Source organism: Alkalinema sp. FACHB-956 (assembly GCF_014697025.1).
GTDB lineage: Bacteria > Cyanobacteriota > Cyanobacteriia > Leptolyngbyales > Leptolyngbyaceae > Alkalinema.
The window spans coordinates 205,899-217,861 of the sequence record NZ_JACJRC010000005.1 but is presented as its reverse complement, the minus strand read 5'-3'; the positions used below and the strand labels follow the sequence as shown (position 1 = coordinate 217,861).

Annotated in this window: 9 protein-coding genes; 4 read left to right on the top strand and 5 right to left on the bottom strand. The window is 48.6% G+C overall.

What is annotated here, in order from left to right; all coding sequences use genetic code 11:
- Nucleotides 1-974: 974 nt before the first annotated feature.
- Together H6G21_RS08995 and H6G21_RS26000 are read left to right on the top strand one after the other, a co-directional pair.
- A complete protein-coding gene (locus tag H6G21_RS08995) occupies nucleotides 975-1,988 on the top strand; it encodes an aminotransferase class IV (protein WP_190572855.1) in 1,014 nt (337 codons plus the stop codon).
- A gap of 425 nt (nucleotides 1,989-2,413) precedes the next feature.
- Nucleotides 2,414-4,126 (top strand): calcium-binding protein, encoded by a 1,713-nt coding sequence (locus H6G21_RS26000; RefSeq protein ID WP_190572853.1) that lies wholly within the window; start codon nucleotides 2,414-2,416, stop codon nucleotides 4,124-4,126.
- Nucleotides 4,127-4,252: 126 nt separating this feature from the next.
- Here the strand turns inward: H6G21_RS26000 and H6G21_RS08985 are convergent, their stop codons facing one another.
- The 3 genes from H6G21_RS08985 to H6G21_RS08975 all read right to left on the bottom strand — a co-directional run bounded on the left by H6G21_RS08985 (nucleotide 4,253) and on the right by H6G21_RS08975 (nucleotide 9,704).
- The gene (locus H6G21_RS08985; RefSeq protein ID WP_190572852.1) at nucleotides 4,253-4,681 is read right to left on the bottom strand and encodes a hypothetical protein; all 429 of its coding nucleotides are present in this window, start codon (nucleotides 4,679-4,681) and stop codon (nucleotides 4,253-4,255) included.
- Nucleotides 4,682-4,852: 171 nt separating this feature from the next.
- Nucleotides 4,853-8,215 carry an efflux RND transporter permease subunit gene (locus H6G21_RS08980; protein WP_190572850.1) on the bottom strand — a complete coding sequence of 1,121 codons (3,363 nt, stop codon included), beginning with the start codon at nucleotides 8,213-8,215 and terminating at the stop codon, nucleotides 4,853-4,855.
- A gap of 118 nt (nucleotides 8,216-8,333) precedes the next feature.
- Complete coding sequence (locus H6G21_RS08975) at nucleotides 8,334-9,704, bottom strand: efflux RND transporter periplasmic adaptor subunit (protein WP_242041727.1); 1,371 nt, start codon at nucleotides 9,702-9,704, stop codon at nucleotides 8,334-8,336.
- 369 nt (nucleotides 9,705-10,073) lie between these two features.
- Between H6G21_RS08975 and H6G21_RS08970 the strand changes: the two genes are divergently transcribed.
- Together H6G21_RS08970 and H6G21_RS08965 are read left to right on the top strand one after the other, a co-directional pair.
- Entirely contained in the window at nucleotides 10,074-10,640 is a 567-nt protein-coding gene (locus H6G21_RS08970; RefSeq protein WP_190572846.1) for a PadR family transcriptional regulator, read from the top strand.
- Between the two features lie 107 nt (nucleotides 10,641-10,747).
- Nucleotides 10,748-11,338 (top strand): DUF4351 domain-containing protein, encoded by a 591-nt coding sequence (locus tag H6G21_RS08965; RefSeq protein ID WP_199307111.1) that lies wholly within the window; start codon nucleotides 10,748-10,750, stop codon nucleotides 11,336-11,338.
- Nucleotides 11,339-11,356: 18 nt separating this feature from the next.
- Here the strand turns inward: H6G21_RS08965 and H6G21_RS08960 are convergent, their stop codons facing one another.
- Both H6G21_RS08960 and H6G21_RS08955 read right to left on the bottom strand, forming a co-directional pair.
- Nucleotides 11,357-11,551 (bottom strand): hypothetical protein, encoded by a 195-nt coding sequence (locus H6G21_RS08960; RefSeq protein ID WP_190572844.1) that lies wholly within the window; start codon nucleotides 11,549-11,551, stop codon nucleotides 11,357-11,359.
- Nucleotides 11,552-11,609: 58 nt separating this feature from the next.
- Nucleotides 11,610-11,942: a DUF3082 domain-containing protein gene (locus H6G21_RS08955; protein WP_190572842.1), complete on the bottom strand. Its 333-nt coding sequence runs from the start codon at nucleotides 11,940-11,942 to the stop codon at nucleotides 11,610-11,612.
- Nucleotides 11,943-11,963: the final 21 nt, after the last annotated feature.

Genomic DNA, 11,963 nt, shown 5'->3' with positions numbered 1-11,963 from the left:
GCCGCTAAGGCTACTTTGGCTTTGAAGTCGGCGCTGTATTGTTTGCGTTTATTGCCCATGAAATACTCCTATCACAGTTTGAGTTTTCAGAGCTTAACTACCTGTCCAGTTTTTGGGGTCCACCGTACGACCACCTCGATGGCAAGGCGGGTAATGTACTCGGGTAATGTACTTATGTGATGCCATCTCTCAGAATACACAACATTTTAAAGCGATTTTTGCAGTAGCTAATATTACAGATATAAATTTCGTCAACAAATAGAAGTCTTTCAAGACAACCGACCCTGAATCTTGGAAGGTAGGGCTACTCTTATCAGTAAAACCAAGAAAATATTTGATTCTTTACCAATCCTCTCTACTTTAGCTCTCCAATTCCCATCAATCGAGCTACATCACGAATCCATCAAACTGACGCTCATCATGATTAGTATCGTAGCGTGCAATCTGGTCATCTCTCCTATTTCTGTACTAGTTTTAGGTGGGTTAGAATTTCAAGAACTTTTTAGCCACTAAACTTTTGAATACTACTGTTGGGGCAATTTAGTGGTTCTCTGACGATTCTTTATCAAGCTTTTACTGAATACCATTCTTTTGCCAAGATTTCAAAAAGAAGGCTTGAGTCACTTGTTTCCGAATCCCTTTAAAAAATATCTTATCAATTAGTCCGTTCAATTAGTCCGTATTTTCCACTTAAAGTTAGGTGTATTCTACTGTGTAGGTATTTCTAGAATCTGTCAAACAGCGCATTCTTCAATAGTAAGTATAGACAAGATTCTATGAAAAGACAAGCGCTATTGTTTAGCTAGAAAATCTACATATTAATCAAAGAATACAGTGAATAGGTAATTGCCTATATGAATTGCTTGAGTTAATTTTGGTGTGTTGTAAGTAACAACAATATTGTTTAAAACATTACAACATAGCCCCTGACATCTTCGTTATCATCTGTAGTTACAACTGAAGGAAGAATTACAATGGCAATAACCCTGCAAAAGCCACAGTATGTTTATTTTGATGGCAAAATCTGTTTGTGGGAGGATGCGGTTTTTCATATTTCCAGCGAAGCGGTTTTACGAGGACTGAATGTTTTTGAAGGGTTAAAAGGATACTGGCAACCCGATGGACGCTTTGGAATTGTGGCAATGCGGCGTCACTACGATCGGCTGGTTCGATCTGCTAAAATTCTGCATATGCCCTTTACGATGAGCTTTGAAGAGTTTGAAGCCGCAACCCATGAATTGCTTCAGTTGCTCCATCAACCTGATAAAAATATGTGGATTCGCGCTACGCTTTACGGAGAGGAGGGCCATTGGGGAGAAAATTGTACTTCAAATTTAGTGTTAACCGCTTATCAAACCCCTTTGACACGGCAAGCTCCGATCGCGACTGGGGTCACAGCGTGGCAGCGTGCAGGAGATTTAGCTTTACCCTGTCGAGTAAAGACCAGTACGAATTATCAAGTGGCGCGCTTAGTGAAAATTGAAGGCCGAGATCGGGGCTATAGCGAAATGATTTTGCTCAATGGAGCAGGTCGTGTGGCTGAGGGGTTGGGAGGATGCATCATCATGGTCCGAGATGGCGCAGTGATTACACCACCCGCTTGGGAAGGTGCTCTGGAAAGTATTACGGTAGATATTGTCCAATCCCTATGCCAATCCATGGGAATCCCATTTGAACGCCGTCCTGTTGATCGTACGGAATTAATGATTGCGGACGAAATTGGGTTTGTAGGTACACTGCACGAGATCACGCCAGTGTGTTCCCTCGATGGTCAAACACTAGGGGAAGCTACTATTATTAATAGTATTGCGGAACGCTATATACAAGCTGCTTGTGGGATCAATCCCCATCCAGCAGTGGATTTGGCTCTTATGACAATGCCGATCGACCGGAATCAATCCCATAATCTTTCGGAGGCAGGCAAGTCTTTGCATGCGATCGGACAGAATCATGGACAACCCCGGAGTGGACAACGGAAATCAGCCTAACCCAAGCAGTCGGATAGGAAGCAAATAATGGAGAGCAGTTCCCCTCGGGTAGAACTGCTCTCGTTTTTGCTTGTTTTTGCTATTTCTGGCTGTTTTATATGCTTTTCGGGGCTGCATCCTCTACAGAACAGTATGTGCTATGGACGAGGCGATTTGTACTGCTTTGTTGATTCGTAGTAGCTGCGTTCAGTACTGGATGGATAACGAGAAAATCGGCAAGTACGATCTCTTTGCCTACTGCAATGTCTTGGCTAAAGACACTGATTTTTTCTAATTTTTTTATTATTGGCTAACGTCGATCGTCGATCGCTGCATAAATCTCCTAACTCCGTCGTGGAACGATCTAGCTACGAGGAATCATCCATTTGACCGGCCCCGTAGCCAACGCTTCCCCTTTAGTTCGCCCTCAACTTACGGAGACTCCCATGGGAATTTTTGCATTCTTCTCTCCCTTCAATGACGGTTCCCTATTTGTTATAGGTGACAACCAAAATAATGCAATTACAATCGGTCGAAATACCGCTGGTGATCTAGAAATTAATAACGGTAGTGTTCAGATTTTTGGGAACCGTCGTAGTTTCTCTAGCAATAGTCAAATTCAAGTCTTTGGCTTAGGCGGAAATGACACCATCACCATTGACGAAAGCAAAGGTGCATTACCCACCGCCCGCATCTTTGGTGGCCTAGGTGACGACATTATCAAAGGTGGCTCCGCGATCGACTATCTCTATGGCGAAGCGGGGAATGATTTTATCGACGGTAACGGTGGTAACGACTTTGCCTTTCTCGGCGCAGGTGATGATGTCTTCCAATGGGATCCTGGCGATGGCAGTGACTTCGTAGAGGGGGGACTGGGGCTGGACACCATGATTTTCAACGGGTCCAACGGCGATGAAATTTTTGACTTCTCTGCCAACGGCGATCGGCTGCGCTTCTTCCGCAACTTGGGCAATATCGTCATGGATACCAACGATATTGAACGGGTCGATGTTAACGCATTGGGAGGTGCAGACACAATTACTATTAACAATCTAGCGACAACAGATGTGAAAGACATTCGACTTAATCTCGGGGCTTCGATCGGGAACGCCCTTGGAGATAGTAAGCTAGATTCAATCATCATCAATGGAACCAACGCCACAGACACGATCGATCTCACCAGCAATAATAGTGGTCATCTGATTACTGGACTTGCCGCTGCCGTTCAAATCAACGGTGCAGAAACCACTGACAAACTCACCGTCAACGGACTCGGGGGGAACGACACCCTTCGCGCTACCACCCTCCGCAGTGACTTGATTCAATTTACCGCCGATGGTGGCGATGGGGACGACACGATCCTGGGTGGGGTGGGGGTAGATATCTTATTCGGCGGTTTAGGAAACGACTTTATTGATGGCAACCGTGGCAATGACATTGCGTTTCTCGGTGCAGGCGATGATATCTTCCAATGGGATCCCGGTGACGGTAGTGATGTTGTAGAAGGTCAGGCTGGCTTCGATACCCTACGATTTAATGGAGCCAACGTTGCCGAAATTTTTGACATTGTTGCCAACGGCGATCGGGTACTCTTTACCCGCAATGTCGCTAGTATCATCATGGATCTCAATGATACGGAGAAGATTGAACTCAATACCTTAGGGGGTGCAGATACGATTAATATCAAATCCTTGGCAGGCACCGACTTACAAGAAGTGTTTGTGAATTTGGCCGCAGCAGGTGTATCCACAGGGGATGGCATCGGTGATCAAATTAATATTTTTGGCACCAATGGTGATGATGGAATAGCCGTGGGTGATAACGCCAACAGTGTCGTAATCAATGGCATCATTCCCAACATTACAGTTGTTGGAATGGATAAAATCGATCAATTCCTAGTTCATGCCCTAGGTGGGGATGATATCGTTGACGGAAGTTTATTCTCTGGTAACAATGGCACGTTGATTCAGTCTGGAGGGGCTGGCAACGATATTTTGCTTGGTGGACTTGGGAATGACACTTTATTGGGTGACGATGGCGATGATGTGATGCTAGGTGGTGCAGGCGACGATCGTTTAGATGGTGGCAATGGAGTCGATATTTTGATTGGGGGAGAGGGGAATGATGTCCTTTTGAATGGAGAAGTCAACAGTCAATAAAGCATTCCGTCAATTAAGCTGACTACGTAAAAAAGTGGGATTGATCCCACTTTTTTGTAGTTGGTTTCCTGCAATCGTGTTGAGTTGATAGCGCCTTTAAGGAGGTGACTAGAAATCTCAATTCCCCTACCGAGTCATCACGGGCTGAATATATTGCTTGTTGGCTCGGACGTAGCATTGATAACTTTGTCCATTCCGACTCCGCACCCGCATCCACGTTCTCCCTTGGCGATCTTTTGCGTTGTAAAGCACTTCATCAGCCCCCCCTCGGCCTAAATCCGCTTGCAAAATCGTGCCCTGGCTAAACGTCCTCGAAATCGCCGCCGTCAGTTCAGAATCCTGCCGACAATTCAACCGCGAACTGACGACTCGCCACAGCGCTCCAGCTTGTAATGAACCGCTTGATACCGATCCTTGCACTGGGCCAGCATTGGTTAAATAATCGCCGCTGGAATTGATTTCCGGTTTCGTGTAGAAAGCATTATTGGCAACCGCCCCAGGCGCGATCGCAGCCATCATCAGAATTGCCAAACTCCATAGACGAAAAGATCGCATCGCCCCGTTCTCCTCAATTACAGTTTTTCCAAGGACTCAACTTCAAAATACCCAAAAGAATCGTTGGGGAACAATGGACCAATCACATTCCAGGTAGATGGGTGGGTGGGTAGATGGGTGGGTGAATAAATCGGGGATGTTATTTCTGGGTCAATCCCTTAGATCGATCGCTTAGGACGTTCGATCGTTCGCCGCTGCGCCAACTTCCTCTGGACAGGCACAGGATAACGACTCTACTGGTGTTGTCATCTCTGGGGGAGCCAATCGATCGTTCGATCGACCGCCAAAGAAATCATGCAGCAACAAATAGAGACAGGGAATAATAAATAACGTAAGTAAGGTCGCGAGTGCCAATCCAGAAAATACAACAATTCCCAACGGCTTAAGAAATTCTCCGCCCTGACCAATTCCCAATGCTAAGGGAAACATCCCCACAACCGTTGTAATCGTGGTCATTAAAATCGGTCGTAACCTTTGGGGAGCCGCTTGCAAAATAGCAGTTCGACGACTCACCTGATCCCGATCGCGGATTTGATTGGCTAATTCCACCATTAAAATCGCATTATTGACCACAATCCCAATCAACAGAACCGCACCGACAATCACCGTCGCCCCGATCGCGGTTTGGGTCACAAATAGCCCTAAAATTCCGCCAGACAACGCTAAGGGTAACGTGAACATGATCACGAGCGGATCAACTAGAGAGTTGTACTGAACTGCCATCACGACGAACACTAGAAAAGCTGCTAACCCGCCGAGTACAGGCAATGCCCCCTGAATGTCCTGATTACTTTGTGCAGCTGCACTGGGTAACCGACTGACCCCTTCCGGCAGAGTTAGGGAGTTGAAAATGCGATCGACTTCCGCCAAGGCATTACTTAAACTAGCGCCTTCCTTCAAGTTCCCCGCAATCAAAAACACCTGTCGTTGGTTAATCCGCTGAATTTCTCCCGGGGCTTCTCCCAGTTCAATGCTGGCCACATCACTCAGCCGCACCAAACGATTATCAGCCGTAAACAACGGGAGTTGCTGGAGCTGGGACGGCTGACGAATCGCTGCGTTATCCAACTCAACCCGCACATCGACTAGGCGATTTCCCCGCTGAAGCTGGGTCGGAATCGAGCCTTGAATCGCTGTTTCTAGCGTCGCTCCCACATCTTCAACATTCAGCCCCAAATTGGCAGCCCGTTCCCGATCGAGCCGAATTTGCAGTTCCGGTTGACGGCGATCGGCATCGGGCCGAAAGCGAGACAGCGTAGCCTGTTCACCCAAAGCACCGAGAACTTGGCGGCCCGCTTGGGCCAGGGCCTCTGGATTGGTGCCTTGCAACATAACATCGATGTCGGCCCCTCGCACTGGGGAATTATTTAAAATCAAACCCCGCACCTGCCCCGGATTGAGCCGCAGCAGAATATCAACGAGGTTGAGTTGATTCAGTTCTTGTGTCACGCGATCGATGTAGGCCGACACATTCGCCCCCGGTTTGAGCGTGATATTGCTAGAACTGCGCAGGGCATTTTCGCTCGTGCTACTGCCAAACAGCACCCCACCCACCGTTGTGAAGACATAATCCGTTTCCGGCTGATTCAGCAAAATCTCATCCACCGCTGCCATCACCTTTTGGCTCGTCGCGAGGGGCGTACCCGATGGGAATTGCGCAATCAGGTTAGCCTGTCCTGTATTAATGCGCGGTAGGATTTCCTGGGGAATTTTATCAATGACGAACCAACTGCCGCCACCCAAGACCACAAATGTTGCAGCCACCACGAGAAACCGATGCTGCAAAACTTGGCGCAGGACGGCACCATACTGGCGAGTAGCCAGCAGAAACTGTTGATTAAAGGCTCTAAAAAGCCATAGCTGGCTAACGCCGCTCGATCGGGGAATGGCCAGGAGTCGGGAAGTTAGCATAGGGACTACTGTTACAGCCACGACGATCGATGCAGCAACAGAAAAACTAATAGTTAGAATTAATTCATTAAACAGTAGAGCAATAAATCCTCCAATCATCAAAAAGGGTAGAACTGCAACCAGGTTAGTTGCTGTTGAAGCCAACAGTGCAGATTCTACACTTTGACCACTTTGGATGGCAGTTGCAATAATTTGCTGGGGCGAGAGGGTCGATCGTGTATCACTTCCCGGCGTCATTCCTGTATCTTCGGCGATCGTTTCCAGCATGACGATCGAGTTATCCACCACAATCCCCACCCCAAGGGCGAGGCCCCCTAGACTAAACACGTTAATGGAGAGCCCGAATAACTGCATTAAAATAATGGCTGCCAAAGTCGCCAAAGGAATCGCTAGAACAATAATCAACGTCTGGCGCAAAGAACCAAGGAATAATAAAACCGCAAGGGCTGCTAATCCTGCGCCAAAAATCCCTGAAGACGTGACGTTAGAGACTGCATTCTGAATAAAAATCGATTCATCTAACGTTGGCAGAAGTTGCATGTCCTGGGGAATCAGCCCCGATCGCTTCAGCTCGTCAATGCGCTGTTTCACCGCGTCCACCACGGCGATCGTGTTGGCATCGGGCTGTTTTTGAATGCTGACTTTAACCGCCGGTTGCCCATTCAGATTAACGAAAATGCGCTGTTCTTCTGTACCGTCCTTGACCTCAGCAAAGTCCCGCAAATAAACCCGTCGCCGAGCGGTGGCAGTCGGGGCATTGTTACTGGAATTGCTAGAAGAGCCACGATCGCCCGTGCTAGCTCCCGTGGCAGCACCCGTTCCAGCCTCAAAGGATAAATCCTGAATTTCTCGGGCATCGCGAAATCGTCCCGCAAGGCGCGTCAACGGTTCTGACGTATTGCCCAGAATGCGGCCTCCTGAGACATCCTGATTGCTTTCTCGCAATTCCGTCAGCACTTCATTCAGCCCGACTCCCAGGGCTTGCAAACGGTTTAAATCGACGAGCACGCGGACTTCCTCGTCCAGCCCTCCGGACACATCCACCGCTGCAACCCCAGCCACGACACCCAATTCCCGCGCCAGTTCTTCATCGGCGAAGACCCGCAACGCCGATGAATCCAACGAGGGAGAGGTCAGCGCCAATTCATAAACGGGTAACTGCGACGGATCGGCTTTAAACAAGCGGGGTTGCTCGATCGTGGCAGGTAAGTTTCCTCGGGCCCGGTTGAGGGAAGCCGTCGCGTCATTTAAGGCTTGGTCAATATTGCCACCCGGTTTAAAAAATAAATCCAAACCGACTTGGCCTTCGCGGGTTTGGGAATACACCTGGACAACGCCTTCGGTGGCTGACAGGGCTTCTTCTAGGGGCTTCGTTACTTCATCGATCGCGACAGTGGGAGAAATTCCCGGCGTGTTGATGCGTACCCCGATGCGGGGATAGGTGATGGAGGGCAGCAAATCAACTTGCAAGTTGAAAATGAAGAACACCCCTAGGATGATGACCGCGAGGGTTAACATCAGAGTCCCAATATGTTGGCGAATGGCGGTGCCACTGATACTGAACCCAGACTTTAAAGTTGCACTCAAGCCATTGCTGGAACGATCGTGATCAATAGAATTCATGGCTATCCGAGAAGCGTAATGTTTTCAGGATCTGCTTGCATTACAAATTCATTCCAATTCGCTGGAACCCATGTTTTCATCATGGTTTCAAGCAGGCAGGAATCACGGGGCAACAGCGTTAACGCTGACGATGATCGATTGGTTTCTCTGACAGAAGACTGAGGCGCACAGACTGCCCCTCGGCTAACTCGCCACTACTGCGAACAACAATGGACTCGCCGATCGCTAAGCCACTGAGCACTTCCACTTGACCATCGGCCCGATCGCCCAATTGGACAGTTCGTTTAGCCACTTTGGTCTGTTCCCCATCCCGCTCTGCCACAAAAATGGTTGCTGTTTTTGACAGCGGTTTCGAGTTGGATGAATTCGATGCACCGGGTCCCCCAGATTTCATAGAACCCGTCGATCGTTGTTGCGGGGCCTGTCCTGGTTTTCCTGCTCGATCGGCGTTACGCGCTTTGCCACCGGGCTGATCCAGATTGAGCGCAACTTCGGGCACCACGATTTTGCTTTGATTGCGTTGAGCAAATTTGACTCGCGCCAGTAAACCACTGCCAATTTGCCCATCGGGGTTCGGCATCGTAATTTCTACAGGCACCAAGCGATCGCTGGGGTTTGCCGCTGGGGAAATTAGCGTCACCCGCCCCGTTAGTGTCTCCTTAGGGCGCGCATCTAAACGCACTTGCGCCGTTTGGCCAACCCGAATCTTTGCCAGTTCCAACTCAGACACCTGCACTTCCACCTTGACTTGGCTAAAGTCACCCAGCTGGAGCACCTCCGTCCCCACCTGCGCTAAATCGCCCATTTCTAGGGCTTTTGCCAAAACAACGCCATTAATGGGCGATCGCAGCACACTAAAGGATTGTCGCTCCTGTTCCTGGGTCACGAGGGCATTTTGGACTTCAATACGCCGCTGGGCTGCAATCACTGCCTGCTGTCGATTGCGAACCTGTTGTTCCGTCGCCCGTAGCGCCTGTTCTGCCGTTTTGACATTGGTGTTGGCGAGTTCAACCTGTTGTTCAGAAATTGCGCCTTCTTTAAATAATTGCTGGAGCCGTTGGGCATCCGATCGCGCTTGCTGGAGTTTGATACGCTCTTGTTCCGTTTGGGCGCGGGCATTATCCACATCCGCCTGCAAACTAACCGCTTCCGACTGGCGTACCGCCACTTCGGCTTCGGCTTCGTTCACAGTCGCCGCCACAACCCGATCGTCTAACTGCCCTAAAAACTGCCCACGACTGACGCGATCCCCCACATCCACCCGCAGATCTAACAGTTGTCCTGCCCCCTGCGATCGTAGAGAGACCTGGCGATAGGGGCGCGTGGTTCCGACATATTCAATCTGGTTAGAGAGATCACTCGTTTGGATCACCTGCGTATCAACCGCCACCGAATCATTCTTCTTGGCCCTAGGCTCCCCTTGCGCTTCGCTGGGGGGCATTAAACGACAGCCGGTGATTCCGGCCCCCAACAGGAGACTTGCGATCAAGAGACCCTGAAGCCATCTGAAACGTCCTTTCAACGAACCTGAAGAGTCCCGTGGAATAAGTTGCAGCATAGGAGGAAAGGGTAAGGAATGAGCAAACTAACGCTAAACAATCAAAACTGAAAATAAATTCTGAATAGGAAAATAGTTCTGTCCGTTGTCTCATGACAGTCTCTTGGCGCAAGCGTTAACACCCGTTAACCCAGGCTTAGACTGAACTCGCTTAAGTCTCTTGAGAACGGCCCCTTGTAAAGGTACCATAATCCGATATATCAGCTTGATATACCCCAATACAGTGAGCAGTCGTCACTGTCTTCTTTGTTCACATGCTCTTTGTCTCCCTCCTTCGCATCGATCACGATCCTCTGCCCTATGTTAGAACTTGCAACCCTCGGTTTGCTGACTCACAAGCCCTTACATGGCTATCGCCTTAAACAGCAGCTAGAGCAATTTATGAGTGGTTGGATCAGTGTCAACTATGGCTCAATTTATCCTCTGTTAAGGCGATTAGAAAGAGATGGCTTGGTTCAAACCCTTCCTGCCCCTAAACCGCCTGCTCCCGAACCTCGACGCAAAGTGTACGCCATTACCCCAAAAGGTCAGCAGTACTGGCGAGAGCAAATACTCGACCATCCCTACGAAAGCTGGGTCAATGGTCGAACACGATTTATGGTTAAATTCTTTTTCTTTGAGCAAATTGCCCCGATCGAACGGGTGCAGTTGCTGGAACATCGTTTAGCAGCTTGTCGGCGGCAGCTAGAAGTCTGGACAGGGCAGGGTAAATCATGGATTATCCGAGACTATGCGGATAATCCCTATGCTCAACAAGTTCGCCAATGGGATCTGGATAATCTTCACCTTGAGATCCAATGGCTGGAAAAAAACTTAGCGCAGGAACAACAAATGCAGCAAGCGGAATCTATGGAATCACAGATATAGAACAGTAGGAATAGAACAGTAGGATTGGTCAAATTGATTGGTCAAATTGAACGCTGGGTCAAAACTGCTAAAATGCAGAACATTTAAACTACTTTTCTGTTCGCACCATGAGCCAGCCGCGAACCGCTAAGACCGACTATGACAATCCCTGGAAAACGTTTATAGAACTATATTTCAGAGATTTTCTGGCATTTTTCTTCCCTCCTATTGAAGCGGATATTGATTGGTCAACGCCAACTCGGTTTCTGGACAAGGAGCTGCAAAAGGTGGTGCGGGATGCTGAAATGCCCAAACGCTATGCGGACAAGCTAGTAGAAGTGCATCGTCTGACGACAATGCTGTATGACCGTGGCTATAGTGACCAGGATATACTGGAGATGAACCACTTCCTGGGTTGGCTGATGTGGTTGCCGGAGGCGTGGGAGAAGCAATTCCAGGTTGAGTTGAAGGCATTTGAGGAGGCAAGGCAAATGAAGTATGTCACCACATGGGAACGCATGGCTGAAGAACGGGGATTAATTTCAGGGGAACGAGCGATCCTCATTCGTCTACTGAATCGTAAGTTTGGCTCCATTGACGATCGCACCCTCGATCAAATCAACACCCTCTCAATCGATCAGCTCGAATCCCTCGGTGAAAATTTGCTCGATTTTGAGTCGATCGATGACCTCACCAATTGGCTGGAACATCAAGGCTAACAGATCGATGACTTGGAATCACGATCGCCTTCTGAGAAAAGCCGATCGATCTGAAATCACCGTTTCCGATTTAACCCAATTGTTCTTTTCGTAGATCCGATCCGCGATCGTCCCTTCCGCATCGATTTCACGGGTGACATAGCCCCGATCATCATAGCTGGTGTCATAGACCATGCGGGTTTTGTTTTGCGCCCAATCGGTGATACTAATCAAATCCCCTACTGCAAGATTAATATCAACTTACCAAGTAATATCAACTTACCAAGTTCGCTTAGGAATTTTCTGAAGGTTTATCTGGAGCAATCAGTAACTTAATCCCAAGGCCAGTTAACCCCAAAGCTGCAAACCCAAAAATTCCTGCCCCAAAGGTCGATAATCCCACCACGAGAGTTCGTACTGCGATCGAGATCCGAATCACAATCATGTTATCGGAGGTGACTTGCTTAGCGGCAAAGGCCAGGGCGATCGACTGAGTTAAATTCCAAGCCAGATAAGAGATTCCTGCGGCAACGATCGCGCCTAAAAAACATCGTAATGGTGTTGGTGTAGTATTCGGTACAGCATTGGTTTTTGTGATTGAATCTTTGTTATCTTCGCTAGCCATATTTCTGTACTCCTATGTATT

Coding starts and splice junctions, on each gene's coding strand:
- H6G21_RS08995 (WP_190572855.1), top strand. CDS start 975: ATGGCAATAACCCTGCAAAAGCCACAGTATGTTTATTTTGATGGCAAA.
- H6G21_RS26000 (WP_190572853.1), top strand. CDS start 2,414: ATGGGAATTTTTGCATTCTTCTCTCCCTTCAATGACGGTTCCCTATTT.
- H6G21_RS08985 (WP_190572852.1), bottom strand. CDS start 4,681: ATGCGATCTTTTCGTCTATGGAGTTTGGCAATTCTGATGATGGCTGCG.
- H6G21_RS08980 (WP_190572850.1), bottom strand. CDS start 8,215: ATGAATTCTATTGATCACGATCGTTCCAGCAATGGCTTGAGTGCAACT.
- H6G21_RS08970 (WP_190572846.1), top strand. CDS start 10,074: ATGTTAGAACTTGCAACCCTCGGTTTGCTGACTCACAAGCCCTTACAT.
- H6G21_RS08965 (WP_199307111.1), top strand. CDS start 10,748: ATGAGCCAGCCGCGAACCGCTAAGACCGACTATGACAATCCCTGGAAA.
- H6G21_RS08955 (WP_190572842.1), bottom strand. CDS start 11,942: ATGGCTAGCGAAGATAACAAAGATTCAATCACAAAAACCAATGCTGTA.